18 protein-coding genes are annotated in these 18,080 nt (G+C 68.3%); all 18 read left to right on the top strand.

Annotated features, from left to right (window positions below):
• The first annotated feature begins 4 nt into the window (after positions 1-4).
• The 18 genes from HW532_RS10105 (at position 5) to HW532_RS10020 (ending at position 18,077) form a co-directional block, all read left to right on the top strand.
• Positions 5-580, top strand: a complete 576-nt coding sequence (locus HW532_RS10105) for a TRAP transporter small permease subunit (protein ID WP_213164245.1) — start codon at positions 5-7, stop codon at positions 578-580.
• Between the two features lie 30 nt (positions 581-610).
• Positions 611-1,915: a TRAP transporter large permease gene (locus HW532_RS10100; protein ID WP_213164244.1), complete on the top strand. Its 1,305-nt coding sequence runs from the start codon at positions 611-613 to the stop codon at positions 1,913-1,915.
• Between the two features lie 114 nt (positions 1,916-2,029).
• Positions 2,030-2,794 carry an IclR family transcriptional regulator domain-containing protein gene (locus HW532_RS10095; protein WP_213164243.1) on the top strand — a complete coding sequence of 255 codons (765 nt, stop codon included), beginning with the start codon at positions 2,030-2,032 and terminating at the stop codon, positions 2,792-2,794.
• 284 nt (positions 2,795-3,078) lie between these two features.
• Entirely contained in the window at positions 3,079-3,324 is a 246-nt protein-coding gene (locus HW532_RS10090; protein WP_246479840.1) for a YtcA family lipoprotein, read from the top strand.
• A 3-nt stretch (positions 3,325-3,327) separates the two neighbouring features.
• Positions 3,328-4,377 carry a multidrug transporter subunit MdtN gene (gene mdtN / locus HW532_RS10085; protein WP_213164242.1) on the top strand — a complete coding sequence of 350 codons (1,050 nt, stop codon included), beginning with the start codon at positions 3,328-3,330 and terminating at the stop codon, positions 4,375-4,377.
• Positions 4,361-6,253 (top strand): FUSC family protein, encoded by a 1,893-nt coding sequence (locus HW532_RS10080; protein WP_213164241.1) that lies wholly within the window; start codon positions 4,361-4,363, stop codon positions 6,251-6,253. Before mdtN ends, HW532_RS10080 begins: the two co-directional genes overlap by 17 nt.
• The gene (locus tag HW532_RS10075; RefSeq protein WP_246479838.1) at positions 6,254-7,762 is read left to right on the top strand and encodes a TolC family protein; all 1,509 of its coding nucleotides are present in this window, start codon (positions 6,254-6,256) and stop codon (positions 7,760-7,762) included.
• Positions 7,763-7,806: 44 nt separating this feature from the next.
• Positions 7,807-8,913, top strand: a complete 1,107-nt coding sequence (locus HW532_RS10070) for a linear amide C-N hydrolase (RefSeq protein ID WP_213164240.1) — start codon at positions 7,807-7,809, stop codon at positions 8,911-8,913.
• Positions 8,914-9,047: 134 nt separating this feature from the next.
• Complete coding sequence (locus HW532_RS10065) at positions 9,048-10,124, top strand: linear amide C-N hydrolase (protein WP_213164239.1); 1,077 nt, start codon at positions 9,048-9,050, stop codon at positions 10,122-10,124.
• Between the two features lie 124 nt (positions 10,125-10,248).
• The gene (locus HW532_RS10060; RefSeq protein WP_213164238.1) at positions 10,249-11,559 is read left to right on the top strand and encodes a DUF3422 family protein; all 1,311 of its coding nucleotides are present in this window, start codon (positions 10,249-10,251) and stop codon (positions 11,557-11,559) included.
• Between the two features lie 250 nt (positions 11,560-11,809).
• Complete coding sequence (locus HW532_RS10055) at positions 11,810-12,565, top strand: IclR family transcriptional regulator (RefSeq protein WP_213164237.1); 756 nt, start codon at positions 11,810-11,812, stop codon at positions 12,563-12,565.
• Positions 12,562-13,089: a TRAP transporter small permease gene (locus HW532_RS10050; RefSeq protein WP_213164236.1), complete on the top strand. Its 528-nt coding sequence runs from the start codon at positions 12,562-12,564 to the stop codon at positions 13,087-13,089. The genes HW532_RS10055 and HW532_RS10050 overlap by 4 nt, the downstream gene beginning before the upstream one ends.
• The gene (locus HW532_RS10045; protein ID WP_213164235.1) at positions 13,086-14,372 is read left to right on the top strand and encodes a TRAP transporter large permease; all 1,287 of its coding nucleotides are present in this window, start codon (positions 13,086-13,088) and stop codon (positions 14,370-14,372) included. The genes HW532_RS10050 and HW532_RS10045 overlap by 4 nt, the downstream gene beginning before the upstream one ends.
• Positions 14,373-14,389: 17 nt before the next feature.
• The gene (locus tag HW532_RS10040) at positions 14,390-14,794 is read left to right on the top strand and encodes a cupin domain-containing protein (protein WP_213164234.1); all 405 of its coding nucleotides are present in this window, start codon (positions 14,390-14,392) and stop codon (positions 14,792-14,794) included.
• 30 nt (positions 14,795-14,824) lie between these two features.
• Positions 14,825-15,874, top strand: coding sequence for a TRAP transporter substrate-binding protein (locus HW532_RS10035; protein WP_213164233.1), 1,050 nt, complete (start codon positions 14,825-14,827; stop codon positions 15,872-15,874).
• A gap of 59 nt (positions 15,875-15,933) precedes the next feature.
• Complete coding sequence (locus HW532_RS10030; RefSeq protein WP_213164232.1) at positions 15,934-17,145, top strand: CaiB/BaiF CoA transferase family protein; 1,212 nt, start codon at positions 15,934-15,936, stop codon at positions 17,143-17,145.
• Positions 17,146-17,613: a MaoC family dehydratase gene (locus HW532_RS10025; RefSeq protein WP_213164231.1), complete on the top strand. Its 468-nt coding sequence runs from the start codon at positions 17,146-17,148 to the stop codon at positions 17,611-17,613.
• Positions 17,610-18,077 (top strand): MaoC family dehydratase, encoded by a 468-nt coding sequence (locus HW532_RS10020; RefSeq protein WP_213164230.1) that lies wholly within the window; start codon positions 17,610-17,612, stop codon positions 18,075-18,077. Before HW532_RS10025 ends, HW532_RS10020 begins: the two co-directional genes overlap by 4 nt.
• Positions 18,078-18,080 lie beyond the last annotated feature (3 nt).

Raw genomic sequence — 18,080 nt, 5'->3', positions numbered from 1 at the left:
GCAAATGCGGTTTGCATATCGCTGGTTGAACCGGGTGAACTCCGCGATCGTCGGGCTGTCGATCCTCGCGGTCGTCGCGATGATGGTCCAGGTCTCCCTCGATGTGGCCTCGAAGTACCTGTTCAACTTCCCCATACCGCTGACGCTCGAGGCGGTGTCGCATTTCTACATGGTGGCGCTCATCTTCCTGCCGCTCGGCTTCGTGACGCGCAAGCGCGGCCATATCGGGGTGGACCTCTTCACGCAAAAGCTCACCGCGTCCCGGCGCGCCTTGTTCGACGCGTTTGGCGGCGTGCTCGGCGTCGTCTATCTCGCGCTGCTCGTGTGGTTCACCACCGCCGAGGCGGCCCATCAGACACGGATCCGCGAAACCTGGGAGACGGCGTTCGGCTATGTGGAGGTGTGGCCCGCGCGCTGGCTGGTGCCCGCGGGCTGCGTCTTCATGCTGGCGTGGCTCGTCCTGCTCGCCGCCGACGACCTGCGGTTCGGCCTCACCGGCCGGCGGTGGCTGCCGCAGGAGGGGGCGGATGCGCGGCCGGACGATGGGGCCGCCCCGCGCGACCTTCCGCCCGCACAGTGAACCGCGTCGCGGCGTCAGAGAGGACATTCCATGGACGGACCGTCAATCGCCCTCATCGCCGTGGCCATCCTGTTCGTGCTGCTGGCCGCGCGCGTTCCCATAGGCATCGCCCTGCCGACCGTCTCGCTCGGCGGCATCATCGCCCTGCGCGGGACCCGGCCGGCCTTCGGCATGCTCGGCTCCCTGCCGTTCGATTTTGCCGCGTCCTGGTCGCTGTCCGCCGTCCCGATGTTCCTCCTGATGGGCGCGCTCACCTATCACACGGGCCTCACGCGCTCGCTCTATGCCGCTGCCCGCCTGTGGTTCAATCCGCTGCCCGGGGGGCTTGCCGTGGCGTCGAACTTCGCGTCCGCCGGCTTTGCCGCCGCGTCCGGCTCGAGTCTTGCGACGGCCGCCGCGATGGGCCGGCTGGCCATCCCGGAGATGCTGTCCTTCGGCTACAACAAGGGGCTGGCGACGGGCACCATCGCGGCATCGGGCACGCTCGGTGCCTTCATCCCGCCCTCCATCGCCTTCGTGCTCTATGGCTGGTACACGCAGCAGCCCATCGGCACGCTGCTCGTGGCGGGAATCGTGCCGGGGCTGATCACCGCCGTCGCCTATACGGCGATGATCGTCATCCGCTGCATGCTCGATCCCGGCCTCGCGCCCAGGGCGGAGATCCGGGGCGGGCTGGCGGAGAAGCTGGCCGCGCTCAAGGACATCTGGCCCCTGCCGCTGCTCATCGTGTGCATTGTCGGCAGCATCTTCTCCGGCATCGCCACGGCCACGGAGGCCGGCGCGCTCGGCTCGTCCTTCGCGCTGCTCATCGCGCTGGCGACCGGGCGCCTGACGCGCGAGACCTTCGTCAGGAGCGTCATGGAGGCCATCGAGACGACCGCCTCCATCTTCTTCATCGCCATCGGCGCCATCCTGCTGACGCGCTTCCTGGCGATGGCCGGGATTCCGAACCTGATGGGCGATCTGGTGGCGAGCTGGGAGCTCTCCACCATAGCGGTCATCCTGGTGATGATCGTCGTCTATCTCGTGCTCGGCATGTTTCTCGATCCCATCGGCATCATGCTCCTCACCCTGCCCATCTTCCTGCCCGTCTTCGACGGGCTCGGGCTCGACCTGATCTGGATCGGCGTGCTCGTGGTGAAGATGATCGAGGTCGGGCTGCTCACCCCGCCGGTCGGGATGAACGCCTTCGTCGTGAAGAACGTGGTGGGGGACGCGGTGTCGCTCAACCAGATCTTCGCGGGGCTCGGCTGGTTCCTGGTTTGCGAGGCGGTCGTGATCGCCCTTCTGGTCGCCTGGCCGGAGCTCTCCCTGTGGCTGCCCGGCGTGATGTGAGCGGCCGGGCCGGGATACGGCCGGCGGCTTCCCGTCGGCGGCCGGCTGTTGTAGTCAGGACGGGCATGCCCGGGCCGCGCCGGGCGGGACCGCAACGAGAAGGATGAACGCAGCTTGGTCTACAAGCCGGTTACCGCCGCCCTCAGGGTGCTGGAGGTGCTCGAGGCCCTCAATGCGATCGGGCCCGCGGGCCTGACCGCCATTCACAAGCGCACCGGCATCTCCAAGGCGACGACGCTGCGCATGCTGGAGACGCTGTGTTCGGCGGGGTTCGCCAGCTATGACGCGCAGCGCCGCGAATATGCCGTGGGTCTGCGTTCGCTCGCCCTGTCCAGCGGATACGACGCCGACGATGAGATCGTCATGCTCGCCCAGCCGACGGTGGCGCGCCTGCGCGCCGAGCTCGGCTGGCCCTCCGACATCGTGGTCTGCCGCGACGACAGGCTCGTCATCGCCGACACGAATGCGCGCGACGCCACATTCGCCGTCGTCCGCCACCGGGGGCCGGGCTCGCAGATCCCCTTCACGATCTCCGCCACGGGGCGCGCCTGGCTCGCCTTTTGCGACGAGGAGGCGAGACAGCGCCTCCTGCGCTTCGAGCGCCCCCATTCGGAGGAATCGGAAAGCCTCATGAAGGATCCCGAGCGCCTGGCGACCATCGTCGAGACCACGAGACGGCGTGGATACGGGCTGCAGTCGGGCGAGTTCTTCTCGTCGGAAGCGGGCGCGGGCGTACCCGTCTTCGTGCATGGCGTGCTCAGGTGCTGCCTCAATATCGTCGTCGCCCGCAACGCGGTTTCCATGGAGCAGCTGGAGGAACGCTACGTCCCCAGGCTGCTCGAGGCCGCGCGCGAGATCGCGCAGAAGGCCGGCGGCTGACGCCCCTCTGCGGAGCGCCGCGCCCGGAAGGCTGCCGGGCCCGTTATCCGAAACTTAACCCGCATGGACGAAATTGTGAGGCGTTCCGGCCTGTTGCCGGGGCGATGGACGGCAACGATCCAGACAGGCTCATTCCCCAGACACCCCATAGCGCGCGATCCGACGACGACATGTCCGGCATTCTCCACCTGGGGAGATCTGTCACCGGTAATGCAATCAGAGCGGGGGGCTCATTGCAGCGAGGTTTCAGCGATACAACCCGGTCTCCGCGATGGACGGCATTCGTGCTGGCCGGCGGGCTGCTCGCCCCCAATGCGGCCATGGCCGCGGCGCCATCGGTGCCGATGTTCGGGAGCTTCTTTCCGGCATGGCTGCTGTGCATCTTCGCCGGCACGGTCGTGACCGTCCTCGTGCGCGTCGCCTTCGTCGCGACAGGGCTCGACGATATCCTGCGCTGGCGCGTGGCCGTCTATATGAGCATGGCGGTCGGGCTTGCCTTCCTGTTCCTTCTGGCGACGGTGGGGCGCTAGGCGATGGCCCTGAGCCTCAAAGCCCGTAGCGCGAGGATCGCCGGCGTCGCGATCAGCGTGGCGATCATCGCCGGTGCCGCCGCGCTTGGATACCGCAGCTATCGGGTCTCCAGCGCCAATCCGATGTCGGACGACGTCACGCTCGGCGCGGATGTCGTGCACATTGCCCCGTCCATCGCCGGCCGCATCGGCACCATCGCCGTCCGGGAGAACGATCTCGTCGAGAAGGGCGAGGTGCTGCTCACGCTCGACGACCGGGCCTTCAAGCTGGCCGTCGACCAGGCGCGGGCCGACCTTGCCATCGCCGAGGCCGCGCAGAACGACAAGTCGCGGACCATTCGCGCCGAGCAGGCCAATGCGGCCATCGCCGCCGAGCAGGTCGAGCGCGCGCGCGCCAATCTCGAGCTCGCCACCCAGACGCTCGAACGCCTCCTTCCGATGCAGCCGAAGGGCTACGTGTCGGCCCAGCAGATCGACGATGCCCGCACGGCCAAGCGGGATGCGGAGGTCAGTCTCAACGAGGCCCTGCGGCAGGCGGAGGCGGCGGAGGCCCTGGTCAGCGACGAGGAGGCGGCGGAGGCCCTGGTCCGGGCGCGGCGCGCCGCGCTCGCCATCGCCGAGCACGAGCTGGCCAACACGGTCATCCGCGCCCCCCATGACGGGCGCGTGGTCGGCCTCACCGTGTCGGCGGGGGAATATGTGCTGCCGGGCCAATCGGTGTTCACGCTCATCGATACCGGTGCCTGGTTCGCGAGCGCGGCCTATACGGAGACCACCCTGCCCGATATCGCGGTGGGCAACTGCGCGACCGTCTATGCGCTGGCCGACCGGAAACGCGAGATCGAGGGCGTCGTTGAGGGGATCGGCTGGGGTGTCAGCTCCAAGGACCAGATCAATCTGCCGAGCACCCTGCCCATCGTTCCGAAGTCGCTCGACTGGGTCCGCGTCCAGCAGCGGTTCCCGGTGCGGATCAGGCTGATCGACCCACCCGCCGAGCTCATGCGCGTCGGCGCCTCGGCCGTTTCGATCGTGCATCATGACGAACGCTGCTGACAGCCCCTGGCCGGCGATTGCCCGGCAGGCCTGGCGCGACCTGCAGCCCGCGCCCGGCCGGGCCGGGATGGCGTGGCGGGTCGCCTTGCTGTGCGCGCTCGTCGCGGCGACCGCCATGCTCCTGAAGATCCCGGAATCGGCGATCAGCTGCTATCTGGTCATCTTCCTGATGAAGCCGGACGCGGTGGAAACGAGCGTGACGGCGGTCGGCCTGATCCTCCTGGCGACCGTTGTCGTGGTCGTGATGATCCCGATCGTCGGCGCCACGATAGACGATCCGGCGCTGCGCCTGGCGGTCATGTTCGCCGCCTCCTACGTCTTCCTCTTCCTCAGCTCCGCGACGCCGCTCGGCGAGCAGGCCGCCATTGTGGGCCTCATCATCGCGTTCATCATGACGCTCGTGACCGATGTGCCGGTCGGCCAGATCGCCGATCAGGGGCTGCTCATGGCGTGGAAGATGGCCGTCATGCCCATGGTCCTCATGATCGGGTTCAACCTGCTGCTCGGCATTCCGGCGCAGACCCATATCCGCAACAAGGTCGCGGAGCGGCTGGAGGAAGCCGCCCGGTGGATCGGCACCCGGGACAACGGGGACGCGCTCGCGGAGCTCCTCGGCGAGGGCAACGACACCGCGCTGAAGAAGACGCAGCTCGTCGCGGCGCTGCATCTGGTGCCGACGAGCCGGTCTGCGTGGCTGAACGGCGCGGTCGAGACGAGCTACCGTATCCTGCTTGCCGCCTCGGCCATGCCGGAGCGTCTGGCCGAAGACCGCCGCGAGGCGCTGAGCGATGCGTTGCGCCATGCGGCGGCGGATGTGGAGGCCGGGCGCGTACCGGGTGGGCCGGAGCGCACCATGGCGGCAGGCGATGCGGCGGAGGCGGAGGCCTGGTCGGCGCTGGAGGAGCTTGCCGCCCCCGATGGCGGCGGTACGCCCCGGCCGCGCAAGCTCCCCTTTCTGGCGCCCGACGCCTTCACCAATCCCGACCATCAGCGTTTCGCGCTCAAGACCTCCATCGCGGCGATCCTCTGCTACCTCACATATACCGGCATCCATTGGGGCGGGATCCACACGGCGATGATCACCTGTTACGTCGCCGCGCTCGGCTCCACCGGCGAAACGGTCAGGAAACTTGCCCTGCGGATCGCGGGCTGCCTGATCGGCGCCGGCATGGGCGTCCTGTCGCTCCTCTTCGTCATGCCGTGGCTCACCTCGGTCGGCGGGCTCATGGTGCTGGTGTTCGCCGGCGTGCTGCCGGCAGCCTGGGTGTCGTCCGGCAGCGAGCGCATCAGCTATGCCGGCGTCCAGATCGCGCTGGCCTTCCTCCTGACCATTCTCAACGGCTTCGGGCCGAGCTTCGAGATGTCGCAGGCCAGCGACCGGGTTGTCGGGATCCTGCTCGGCAATGTCGTCGTCTATCTGATCTTCAGCCAGATCTGGCCGAAAAGCGCCATGGAGACCGTGCGCTCCAGGGTGGCGTCCGCGCTCCACACCGTCGCGGGCCTGATCGCACAGCCGCGGGAGGCGAGGGGCACGCGGGTCGCGGGGACGGCGGAGGCGCAGGCCCGCCTCGCCGAGGCCGCGGATATCCTCGATACGGTCGCCTTCGAGCCGCGCCGCCTGCAGCCGCCGCGGGCCGAGGTCGGGCGGATCGCGGAGATCGTCGCGGAGGCGCGCGCATGCGTCCCCCGGCTGGTCCTTACGGCACGCGACACCGACGGGACGCCAGGGCGCCTGAGAGCGCTGGCGGACCGGCTGGCGCAGGCCGGCGGCGCGCCGGATGCGGGATCGGACGCGGCGGAAACGTCCAGCGCCCCGGGCTCCGGCAGCGGGCCCGGCGCCGGTCTGGACCGGCTCGAGCAGATCGCGAAGGTTTGAATGAGACAGGTTGTCGACATGATATGCCGCAAGGGGGTCCGGCTCTCGATTGTCCTTCTCGCCATGGCGGCCCTGGGGGGCTGCGCGAGCGACAATCTGAACGAGGCTCCTGCAGCGCCCGACAAGCCCTGGGCGCCCGAGGAGGCGGCATCGGCGCCGGGCGATTTCTCCGTGCCGTCCGAACCGGCGGTCGCGCAGGTGCCGCCGGGCATCCAGTCCGGGCGGGTCTACAGACTGCCGGAGCTGATCGATCTGGCGCAAAGGCGCAATCCCTCCACGCGCATCGCCTGGGAAGAGGCGCGCCAGGCCGCCCTGGCGGTCGGCATGGCCGAGGCGAGCTTCCTGCCGGTCATCACCGCCAATGTCATCGGAGGGCGGCAGAAGGTTTCCACGCCCCTGCCGGACCTCGACGGCGGCACGGATACGGTGAGCACCACGACCGACGGCATCGTGCCGAACCTCGCGCTGCAATGGCTGGTCTTCGACTTCGGGCAGCGTTCGGCGTTGCGCAAGGCGGCCAAGCACAATGCCCATGCGGCCAATGTGAGTTTCAACGGCACGCATCAGGCCCTGATCTACACTGTGACGCGCAGCTACTATCTCTATGGCGCGGCGGAGAACAATCTGGAGATCGCCCGGCAGACGCTGGCCAACAGCCGCCGCCTGGCGGACGCCGCCGACGCGCGATACAGGAACGGAACGGGCACCAGCATCGAGGTTGCCCAGGCCAAGCAGCTCGTCGCCCAGTCCAAGCTTCGCCTGGTTCAGGCGCAGGACGGCCAGCGCGACGCCTATCAGGACCTGCTGGGCGCCATGGGCGTCTCGCCGAGATCGACGATCGAGATCGCCTCGTCGGCCGACCGGCGCCTCCCCAGGGCGCGCTCCCTGCCGACGGACAGGGTGATCCGGGAGGCCCTGTCGCGGCGGCCGGACGTTCTCGCAAGCTATGCGGAGCTCAAGGCCAGCAAGGCCAATGTGCGCGCGGCGGATGCGGACTTCATGCCCAAGGTCTATCTCGGCGCGGTGGCGGCCTACGACCAGATCGGCCTGCAGAGCGGCAACCTGCCGGCGGTCGGTACGGAGGCCACGTCGTCGGGCGTGCTCGTTGGCGTGACCATCCCGATCTATGACGGGGGCGTGCGGATGGCCCGGCGGCGCAATGCCCAGTCGGTCTCCGACGCGGCACAGGCGACCTTCGAGAAGACCCGCGACACCGCCGTGCGCGAGATCGTCGTGGCGGTGGACACGCTGCGCTCGGCCCTGGAGGCGCACGACGCCGCAAGCGAGCTGGTCAACGCCTCGAAGGTGACCTATGACGCCGCCTTCGAGGCCTATCGCAACGGTGTGGGGACGCTGACCGACGCGACGGCGGCGGAAACCGGGCTTCTCGATGCGCGCCAGGCGCAGGCCGATGCCCACGCATCGGCGCTCGTCGCGGCCTCGTCGCTGGCCTTCGCCCTCGGGGCGATGACGTCCCGGAACGCGCCGGCACAGGCCTTGCTGGACTGACGCGGGCACGCCCCCAATTCACGGCAACAACAGGAACCGCCGACATGTGCACCTCCCTCAGCTACACCGACGCCGCCGGCAAGGTCTATTTCGGCCGCACGCTGGAACTGACGGTCGATCTGCCCTATCAGGTCGTCTACTTCCCCGAGGGCACGCCCTTCTCGTCGGCGGTCGAGGGCCATCCCGCGCTCGAATACGAGGCCCGGCACGCGGTCCTGGCGGTCACCATGCCCGACCGCAAGCCCTCCGCGGAGGCGCCGCTCGGCCTCGGCGATCTGAAGGTGCTGGAGGGGCTCAATGCGCGGGGGCTGACCTTCAGCCTGCTCTCCTACCCGGCCGCGGGCGGCACGCAGCAATCGGTCGCCATGACCCGCGCGGTCCTGTCGGCCTCCGATCTGGGAAGCTGGGCTCTCGCGCAATTCGAGACCGTGGCGGAGCTCAGGGAGGCGCTGGCCGGCCAGCCCGTCCTCCTGGAGGCGCTCGCCATTCTCGGCGGCGTGGAATCGCCGTTCCACTATGTGGTGCACGACGCCTCCGGCGCCTCGCTCGTCATCGAGTTCAATCGGGGCGAGATGAGCGTCCACGACAACCCCGTCGGCGTCATGACCAACGGTCCGGAGTTCGGCTGGCACCTGACCAATCTCGACAACTACACGTTCCTGACCAATGTCGACCGGTCGAGTGCCACCTTCGGCCGCTATGCCGCCGCCCAGCCCGATTCCGGCATCGCGACGGCGGGCCTGCCATCGTCCAGCACCTCCGTCGGGCGCTTCGTGCGGGCGGCCTACTATGCACAGTTCACCGAACGCGCGGAGACCGCCGACGAGGCGGTGCAGACCCTCGCCCATGTCATGAACAATTTCGACCGTCCGCGCGGGATCACGATCGACTATCCCCAGGACGGCGGCGGCCATCTGGAGGTTGCGGGCCTCGACCAGGGCGGGGCGGAACCCTATGCGACCGAGTTCACCTCCTGGACGAATCTCTCCGATCTCGACCGCGGGCTGTTCTTCCTGCGCACCTACAAGGCCATGAACTTCTCCGTCTTCGACCTGAACAGGCTCTCCGCGCTCAAGGAGCCGAAGGTCGTTCCGCTCGACCGGATCGACGGGATGGCGGGGGACGCGACCGTTCTCATGACCGGCAACTGACATTTCGCGGAGCCGATCGGGCAAGGGGCAATCCCGCCGCCGGGTCCGGCCGTCGCCGCGCGTATTGTGAATGTCAGATGTATTCGTCCATAGTGGTCTCAGCGTTCATCCGAGAGGAAAGGTCCACACCCATCATGCCCCGTTGCGCACTCTCCCGCCGCGTCGCCGCCCCGGCGCTGGCCGCCGGTCTTGCCCTCGTCACGGCGCTGGCGCCGACGATCTCTGCCGCCTGCACCCGGTTCGTCTATCTGGGCGCCGGCGAAACCGTGCTGACGGCGCGGTCGATGGACTGGAGGACGGATGTCGCCACCAATCTGTGGATCTTCCCGCGCGGCATGGAGCGCAGCGGCGAGGCGGGGCCGAACTCGATCCGCTGGACCTCGAAATACGGCAGCGTCATCGCGTCGGGCTACGATATCTCGACCACCGACGGCATGAACGAGGCCGGGCTCGTGGCCAATGTGCTGTGGCTCGCGGAGTCGGAGTATCCCGCCTATAAGGGCGAGAGCCCCGGCCTGACCATCGCGGCCTGGGCGCAGTATGTGCTCGACAATTTCGCCACGGTCTCCGAAGCGGTGGCGGCGCTTGAGAAAAACCCGTTCACCATCGTCACCGACGCCGTGCCGGGCGAGGACAGGCTCGCCACGCTGCACTTGTCTCTGTCGGACGCCAGCGGCGACAGCGCCATCGTCGAGTATATCGACGGCAAGCAGGTCATCCACCACAGCCGGTCCTACCAGGTGATGACCAATTCGCCCGTCTTCGAGCGCCAGCTCGCCCTCGACGACTACTGGCAGCAGATCGGCGGCACTGTCTTCCTGCCGGGCACGAACCGCGCCGCCGACCGCTTCGCGCGCGCCTCCTTCTACGTGAACGCGATCCCGAAATTCGACAAGCCGAACCTTGCCGTGGCCGGCGTCTTCTCCATCATCCGCAACGTCTCGGTGCCCTATGGCATCTCAACGCCGGACGAGCCGAACATCTCGTCCACGCGCTGGCGCACCGTGTCCGACCAGGCGCGCAAGCTCTACTTCTTCGAGTCCGCGCTGACGCCCAACACCTTCTGGGTCGATCTCAAGTCGGTCGATTTCTCCGAGGAGTCGGGTCAGGTGATGAAGCTCGATCTCGGCCCGGACCAGAGCCGGATCTATTCGGGCGACGCCACGGACAAGTTCGTGCCGGCCAAACCGTTCAGGTTCCTCGGCAGATAGGGCAGGACGGCACGAACGGCCGTCCCGGGATGCGGGGCGCTCCGGGACGGTTAGAGGAACGTGCCCGCGTCTGCTAGGATCGCGGGGACAGTCCGGGGCCGTGCCGCCTGCGAGGGGCGCCTACATGGAACAGCGAGCCTTTGCCTTCCCCGTCGCCGAGGAACGCGCCCGCGCGCTCGGGGAGGTCCATGCGCGGCCCTATGTTCTCGTTCCGTCCTCGCGGATCATCTTTCAGCTCGCCTTCCTGACGGAGAACGATCCCGAGCGCGACCGGCAGATCATGGCCGACCTGTCCCGGTCGCGCGGCGTGTCCCCGCCCGACGAGCAGACGAGCCATCATGCGCTCGCCTGGGGGCAGGGGACGCTTCGCTGGGAGCGGCATACCGAGTTCTCGACCTATTTCTGGGATGCGCCGGCGCCGGCCCGGTTCGGCGCGGAGGTCGACCAGCACCCCTTCGGCGACGGGTTCCGTCCGCCGGGCCCGCTGATCTCCGCGATCCGGATCGAGATCCGCCCCGCGCTCTCGGACGAGGAGGACGCGGTTTCCGATCTCGACCGGACGAGTCTGTGCCACAGCAGGACGGGCAACGGGCAGGCCGACATCTTCACCGACTTCCGGCAGGACGGGGACGGGCTGACCCGGTTCCTGGTGATCGATCGCGGCCTGACGGATGCCAGCCGCGGCGCACTCGTCCAGCGCCTCCTGGATATCGAGACCTACAGGACGCTCGCGGTCCTCGGCCTGCCGCTCGCCCAGTCGCTCTCCCCGGAGATCCGGGCGATCGAGGACCGGCTGACGGCGATCACGCAGAGAATGAAGCGCTGGGCCCGCGAAGAGGCCGACGACATGCTCGCCGAGATCACGCGCCTGGCCGCCGAGCTGGAGGCCAATGCGGCGCTGTCGCTCTACCGTTTCGGGGCGAGCCGGGCCTATTACGACATTGTGAGGGAACGGATCGCCTCGCTCGCCGAGGTCGCCGTGCCGGGCCACGAGACCATGGGGCTGTTCCTGGAGCGCCGGCTGGCGCCCGCCATGCGGACCTGCCAGTCGGTCGAGGAGCGTCAGGCCAATCTCTCCCGCAAGCTCGCCCGCGCCACGGCGCTTCTGCGCAGCTGGATCGATGTCGAGCTGCAGCGCCAGAATGCGAGCCTGCTGAACTCCATGGACCGTCGGGCCCGGCTCCAGCTTCGCCTGCAGCAGACGGTGGAGGGGCTCTCCGTCGCCGCCATCTCCTACTATACGGTCGGCCTGATCGGCTATCTGTCGAAATCCGCCCATCGTGCGGGGCTGCCTGTGGACGCCGACCTCGTCACGGGGGCGTCGGTGCCGCTGGCGGTCATCGTCATATGGCTCGTCGTGCGCACCGTCCGGCGCCGGCACACCGAGGCCGGACAGCCGCGTACCCCGGCGCCCCACTCCCGCCCGGAACGCTGAAGTCTTTCCCTTCGCCATCCCCGCGGAAGCGGGGATCCATGTTTCTGACGCCGCTCGTGGGGGCCCGCTTGCGCGGCCACCCGAACTCGAGACACAGCCCCGCCCGGAGATCGCTTGACGCGGGCCGTCCGATCTGTTTAATCCATATACAGGAATAAAACTTCACATATGTGAAGAATAAGGACGCCATCGCGATCCGGGGCGACCCGCAGATGCGGGCGCCGGACGCAAGGCGGCAGGGAGGATGCCGATGACGGTCCGCCAGGCGGATAACGTTCTGCGGTTTTTCGAGTATTTCGCGCAGGCCCGGAAGCCCGCGACGCTCACCCAGCTTTCCGAGACGCTGGACCTGCCCCTGTCGAGCACGAGCAATCTCGTGGCGACGCTCAGGCACCGCGGCTATCTCTTCGAGGTCCGCCGGCGCGGCGGCTTCTACCCCACCCGGCGGATGTACGATGTCAGCCGGTCCATTCTCGACGGCGATCCGGTGCTCGGCCTCGTCCGCGATCATATGGGCGAGCTCAGGGACAGGACCGGGGAGACGGTGCTGCTCGCCGCGCGCGACGGCGACAACGTCATCTATCTCGACACGCTCGAATCCCCGAAGGGCGTGCGCTATTCCGCCCGCCCCGGCGAGACGCGGCCCGTCTATGCCATCTCGTCGGGCAAGGCGATCCTCGCCGCGCTCCCCGACGATGTGCTGGAGCGCGAACTGAAGAGGATCGACTTCTCCGGCGCGGCCAGGACCTCGATCACGGATATCGACGCCCTGATGCGGAATATCCGGGACGGGCGCGCGCGCGGCTGGTTCCTCAACGCCACGGAATACACCCCGGAGGTCTCCGGCATCGGCATGCTGCTCGAGGTCGCGGGCCAGCAGCTCGGCCTGTCGGTCGCCGGGCCCAACTACCGGATGCAGGGGCGCCACGAGGAGATCGCCGAAGTCCTTGCCGACACGATCCGCGCGATCCGGGCGCAGGTCGACGATGGCTGGTCGGCGGCATGATCGCCCGGACGATGTCCATCGTGGACGGCGCGTTCACCGGCGTCTCGGTCGTCGCGCTCGCCGCCCTGACCCTGCTGGTCGTGGCCGACGTGGCCCTGCGCTACGGCGCGGGCACGCCCATCTTCTTCGCCCACGATCTCGTGGTGCTCTATCTCACCCCGGCGGTGTTCTTCTTCGGCTTCGGCCCGACCTACTGGCGCAACGAGCATCTGGCGGTCGACATTCTCATGGTGTCCATGCCCGCCCGGCTGCAGTCGCTGTCGCAGCTCGTCTCCGCGCTGATCGGCCTGTGGATCTTCGGATTGCTGTTCTGGGTCTCCTGGGAGCGCGCCTGGCAGAGCTTCGCCAATGACGAGATGATCGCGAGCATCATTCCCTGGCCGGCTTGGGCGAGCTACGCGCTCGTGCCTGTCGGATCGGTCTCGATGATCCTCGTCTGCGCCGCGAGGGCGGTGGAGGCGGCCATCGCTGTGGTCACCGGCAAGCAGCCCGCGACAGAGGCGGACGAGGAGCTCACGGTATGATCTCGCTTGCCGTCGTCGCCGGCCTGCTCGCCCTTCTGCTGCTGGGCGTCCCGGTCGGATTCGCGCTGACCTTCACCGGCCTTGCCGGGCTCATGGCCATCGTGGGTTTCAACAGCGCGCTGTCCGTTCTGTCCACCACGCCCCTGTCGACGACGAACAGCTATGAGCTGATCGCCGTTCCCCTGTTCATCCTGATGGCCGAGTTCGTCATCGTCAGCGGCATTGCCGACCGGATGTTCCGCGCAATCACGGTGTGGGTGGGGCGGCTTCCCGGCGGGCTCGCGGTGGCCACGGCACTGGCTGGCGCGGGCTTCGGCGCCATCTCCGGCTCGTCGACCGCGGCGGCCGCCGCCCTGTCGTCGACGTCGATCCCGGCGATGCGGCGGGCCGGATACGAGGCGAAGTTCTCCGCGGGCGTGGTCGCCGTCTCCGGCACGCTCGCCATGCTGATCCCGCCCTCCATCGCACTCGTCCTCTACGGCATCATCGTGGAGGCCAATATCGCGCACCTGCTGATCGGCGGCGTCATTCCGGGCATCCTCGTCACGCTCGCGATCATTGCGACGATCTACGTGCTCATCGGGCGGAACCCGGAGATCGCGCCCGTCGCCAGGGCGTGGCCGATGCGCGACAAGCTGCGCGCGCTGAAGGAGATCGGCCCGATGCTGCTTCTCCTGATGTGCGTCACCGGATCGATCTATCTCGGCATCGCCACGCCCACCGAGGCGGCGGGGCTCGGCGCGTTCGGTGCCTTCCTGATCGCCGCCGCCTTCCGCACCCTGACCTTGAGGAGCCTGTGGGGCGCGCTCGCGCGTGCGGTCCGCGCGACCTGCATGATCTTCCTGATCATCATCGGCGCGCATGTCTTCGGCTATGTGCTGACGCTTGGCCAGATCACGCCGGCCTTCGTCGGCTGGATCACGGGGCTCGACGTGTCGCCATACGTGATCATGGCCGGGATCATCGTGTTCTACCTGCTGCTCGGCTGTTTCATGGACCAGCTCGCCATCCTGATCCTGACGGTCCCGATCATGGTTCCCGCGATCACCGGCCTCGGCTTCGACGAGGTGTGGTTCGGGGTCCTCGTCGTCGTCGCGGCGGAGGTCGGGATGATCACGCCGCCGCTCGGCATGAACATCTTCGTGGTCACGCGCTATGCCGAGCGGCCGCTGGCGGAGGTCTTCCGGGGCGTCGCCCCGCATGTCGTCGCCCATCTCGTCGTGCTCGCCCTGCTGGTCGCGCTGCCCGGGCTCGTCCTGTGGCTGCCCGGCACGATCGACTGATCCCGAGGAGGAAACCCATGACCGACCATGCCGCCAAGGCTGCCCATATCGATCCCGAGAAATTCTTCATGCGCGAGGCCGACGCCGAGCCCTATTCGCCGCGCGGCCACAGCGGCACGGTCAACCGCAGGCTCGTCTCGCCGGAGACCGGGGCGACCCAGATGGAGGTCCTGATCGGCCGGATCGAGCCGGGCGAGGGAGCCTCGGCGCATCTCCACCCCGGCATCGACCAGTTCTGCTGGATGCTGGAGGGCCGGGCGCGGGTGGAGATCGGCAGTCTCGCCCGCGAGATCGGGGCCGGGGAGTGCTGCTTCTTCCCCGCCGACATGCCGCACACCTTCACCGCGATCGGGGACGGGCCCGTTCGCGTCCTGATCTGCTACGCGCCGCCCTATGGAGAGGGCGCGCGCGTGGAGTGCTGACAAGACCCGAAAATCTTCGAGGAGGAAACGATGAAGACAGGACTGACATCTTTCGCTTTGGCCGCCGCGCTGGCCGCGACGGCCGCGACGACCGGGACCGCCACGGCCCAGGAGGTGACGCTCAAGATCGCCGACAGCCTGCCCGCCGCGCACATCATCACCCGCAACACGACCGAAGTCTTCATGGAGCGCGTCAAGGAGGAGCTGGGCGACCGCGTCGCGTTCGAGCACTATCCCGCCCAGCAGCTCGCCAAGGCGAAGGACATTCTCTCGATCACGCAGGCCGGCATCGCCGATATCGGCTATATCGTGCCGTCCTATGTCTCCGAGAAGATGCCGCTCGGCGGCGTGGTCGAGCTGCCGGGCGAGATCGCCTCGTCCTGCGAGGGCTCGCTCGCCTTCGCCGAGCTCGTGCGGCCCGGCGGCAAGCTGGACGAGCTGGAGTTCAAGCCCAACGGGGTCCGCGTTCTCTATAACGTCGCCCTGTCCCCCTATCAGGCGATCTTCTCCAAACGGGCCGGCGTTGCGTCGCTCGCCGATTTCGCGGGCAAGAAGATGCGCTCCAATCCGGGCGCGATGGAGCTCTCCCTGCAGGCCGTCGGCGCCGCGCCCGTGCGCATGACCCCGCCGGAGATCTTCGACGCGATGACCAAGGGGACGATCGACGGCGCGCTGCTGCCCTTCACCTCGACCTATTCCTACGGCCTCGACCAGATCGTCGGGTCGGCCACCAGCAACGCGAATTTCGGGACGGTCGGCATCACCTACGCGATCTCGCAGACCAAGTGGGACAGCCTGCCGGAGGACATCCAGGAGGTGCTGACCCGCGTCGGGCGCGAGGTGACGGAAAGCGCCTGCTCCGCCTTCGACACGGCCGAGGGCGAGCTGGCGGAGACGCTCGCCGATGGCGGTGCCGACGTCTTCGCGCTGAGCGAGGAGGACAAGGCAAAGCTCGACGACGCCTTCGCCACCGTCGCCAAGGACTGGGCGTCCGCGCTCGATTCCCGCGGCAAGAAGGGCAGCGAGATCCTCTCCGATTTCCGCGCCGAAGTGCGGAAGCTGCGCGAACAGGGCATCTGAAGTCCCGGGCGGGGGGCGGCCAGCGGCGCCGCCTCCGCCCTCATATCCGGAGGTCTTACGTGCTCGATCTATTGAAAGGGGTCCGGGTCGTGGAGATGACCACGATCGTGCTCGGTCCGATGGCCGGGCAGATGCTCGCCGATTTCGGCGCCGACGTCGTCAAGGTGGAAGCCCCTGCCGGAGACCTCGCTCGCTATGTCGATCCGCGCTCGCCGGCGGGCGAGAGCTCCATGTTCGCCAACAGCAACCGCAACAAGAAGAGCATCGCCATAGACCTGAAGACGCAGGAGGGGCGCGACATCGTGCGCCGCCTCGTCGCGGAGGCGGATGTCTTCCTGCACAATATGCGCCTGCAGGCGATAGAGCGCCTCGGGCTCGGGCCGGAGGCGTTGCGCGCGCTCAATCCGCGCCTGATCTACTGTTCGGCCATCGGGTTCGGCAGCGAGGGGCCCTATGCCGCGAGGCCGGCCTATGACGACGTGATCCAGGCCGCCTCCGGCATCGCCTGGCTGCCGACCTATACGGGCGCGGACCCGGCCTATGTGCCGGGTGTGATCGCCGACAAGATCACCGCCATCTATGCCGCCCAGGCGATCTCGGCGGCTCTTTACGGACGCGAGAAGTCCGGCAGGGGCGTGGAGATCGAGGTGCCGATGTTCGAGGCGATGACGTCCTTCGTCATGACGGAGCATCTCGCCGCCGCGAGTTTCGACGAGGCGGCCCGGCCGGGCTATCAGCGTCTCCTCAACCGCCATCGCAGGCCGTTCCGCAGCGCCGATGGCTGGATCGCCGTCCTGCCCTACACCGAGGCGCACTGGCGGCGCGTCCTGGAGGAGATCGGTCGCGCCGATGTCGCCGGGGAACCCTGGTTCCAGGATGCCACCGAACGCTCGCGCCATGTCGGCGACATGTACGAGATCCTCTCCGGGCACATGCCGGAACGGACCACGGAGGAGTGGATCGCGACCTTCGAGCGGATCGACGTGCCCCATTCGCGCGTGAATTCGCTGCAGGACCTTCTCGCCGACGAGCATCTGCAGGCCGTCGGCTTCTTCCGCCCGACGGACGGTCTGCCCACGCGGGCGCGGTCGGTGCCCCAGCCCGTCGTCGTCCGGGGCGCCGGCGAGGCGCCCGACGCGCCGCCGCCAGAGCTGGGAGGAGATGCCCGCGCGCTGCTCGCCGAGCTCGGCTTCGGGGAGGAGGAGGCGGAGGGCTTCATCGCCAGCGGCATCGTCCGCGCGGCCGGCACGGGAACACGGGAGGACAGCTGAATGGCCGGATTGTGGCTGGAGGAGTTCGAGCCCGGCATGGTGATCCGCCATGCCATCACGCGCACGGTCACGGAGGCCGACAATGTGGGCTTTTCCGTGCAGACCATGAACCCGCAGCCCCTGCATATCGACCGGCATTTCGCCGGGGCGACGGAGTGGAAACAGCCCCTGGTCAACTCGCTCCTGACGCTTGGCATGATGATCGGCATCTCCGTTCACGAGACGACGCTCGGCACGACCCTCGGCAATCTGGGGATGCGCGAGGTGTCGTTCCCCCATCCGGTCTTTCACGGCGATACGCTCGGGGTGGAGACGGAGGTGGTCTCGGCGCGGCCGTCGAAATCGCGGCCCGGGCAGGGGATCGTCGAGTTCGAGCATCGCGCCTTCAACCAGGACGGCGTGCTCGTGGCCTCCTGCACGCGCGCGGCCCTCATGCGGGCACGGCCCGCGCCGGCGGTGCCGGAATGAGCGCGCCGGAGCGCCTGGGGCGCGGCTTCTACTGGCAGGACATGGTGCCGGGCGCCCGGTATCTGACCTACGGGCGGACGGTGACTTCGTCCGACATCGGCAATTTCGTCGGTCTGGCCGGCATGGTGGAGGTTCTCTTCACCAATGCGGAATACCGGCGCACGGCGTCGGCGATCAAGGGGGAGCCCGCGCCGGGTGCCCTGGTGTTCGCCGTGGCGGAGGGGCTGGCCCTGAACGCCACCGCCCAGGAAACCGGCCTGGCCTTCCTCGGGACCACGATGGACATCAAGGGCCCGACTGTCGCCGGGGACACGCTCGACGTGGAGATCGAGGTGTTGGAGGTCCGCAAGGAAAGCAAGGGCTCCCGCGGGCTCGTGCGCACACGCAACACCGTCCGCAACCAGCACGGCCAGACGGTCATGATCTACGAGCCGCTCCGGCTCATGGAAGGCCGGCCAGCCTAGGGC

The organism is Kaustia mangrovi, from assembly GCF_015482775.1.
GTDB lineage: Bacteria > Pseudomonadota > Alphaproteobacteria > Rhizobiales > Im1 > Kaustia > Kaustia mangrovi.
The sequence above is the reverse complement of the archived record's forward strand: the minus strand, read 5'-3'. Positions and strand labels throughout refer to the sequence as shown.

What these genes read in the sequence shown, in the direction of transcription:
- HW532_RS10105 (WP_213164245.1), top strand. Translation starts at nt 5, where the DNA reads ATGCGGTTTGCATATCGCTGGTTGAACCGGGTGAACTCCGCGATCGTC.
- HW532_RS10100 (WP_213164244.1), top strand. Translation starts at nt 611, where the DNA reads ATGGACGGACCGTCAATCGCCCTCATCGCCGTGGCCATCCTGTTCGTG.
- mdtN (WP_213164242.1), top strand. Translation starts at nt 3,328, where the DNA reads ATGGCCCTGAGCCTCAAAGCCCGTAGCGCGAGGATCGCCGGCGTCGCG.
- HW532_RS10080 (WP_213164241.1), top strand. Translation starts at nt 4,361, where the DNA reads ATGACGAACGCTGCTGACAGCCCCTGGCCGGCGATTGCCCGGCAGGCC.
- HW532_RS10075 (WP_246479838.1), top strand. Translation starts at nt 6,254, where the DNA reads ATGAGACAGGTTGTCGACATGATATGCCGCAAGGGGGTCCGGCTCTCG.
- HW532_RS10070 (WP_213164240.1), top strand. Translation starts at nt 7,807, where the DNA reads ATGTGCACCTCCCTCAGCTACACCGACGCCGCCGGCAAGGTCTATTTC.
- HW532_RS10065 (WP_213164239.1), top strand. Translation starts at nt 9,048, where the DNA reads ATGCCCCGTTGCGCACTCTCCCGCCGCGTCGCCGCCCCGGCGCTGGCC.
- HW532_RS10060 (WP_213164238.1), top strand. Translation starts at nt 10,249, where the DNA reads ATGGAACAGCGAGCCTTTGCCTTCCCCGTCGCCGAGGAACGCGCCCGC.
- HW532_RS10055 (WP_213164237.1), top strand. Translation starts at nt 11,810, where the DNA reads ATGACGGTCCGCCAGGCGGATAACGTTCTGCGGTTTTTCGAGTATTTC.
- HW532_RS10050 (WP_213164236.1), top strand. Translation starts at nt 12,562, where the DNA reads ATGATCGCCCGGACGATGTCCATCGTGGACGGCGCGTTCACCGGCGTC.
- HW532_RS10045 (WP_213164235.1), top strand. Translation starts at nt 13,086, where the DNA reads ATGATCTCGCTTGCCGTCGTCGCCGGCCTGCTCGCCCTTCTGCTGCTG.
- HW532_RS10040 (WP_213164234.1), top strand. Translation starts at nt 14,390, where the DNA reads ATGACCGACCATGCCGCCAAGGCTGCCCATATCGATCCCGAGAAATTC.
- HW532_RS10035 (WP_213164233.1), top strand. Translation starts at nt 14,825, where the DNA reads ATGAAGACAGGACTGACATCTTTCGCTTTGGCCGCCGCGCTGGCCGCG.
- HW532_RS10025 (WP_213164231.1), top strand. Translation starts at nt 17,146, where the DNA reads ATGGCCGGATTGTGGCTGGAGGAGTTCGAGCCCGGCATGGTGATCCGC.
- HW532_RS10020 (WP_213164230.1), top strand. Translation starts at nt 17,610, where the DNA reads ATGAGCGCGCCGGAGCGCCTGGGGCGCGGCTTCTACTGGCAGGACATG.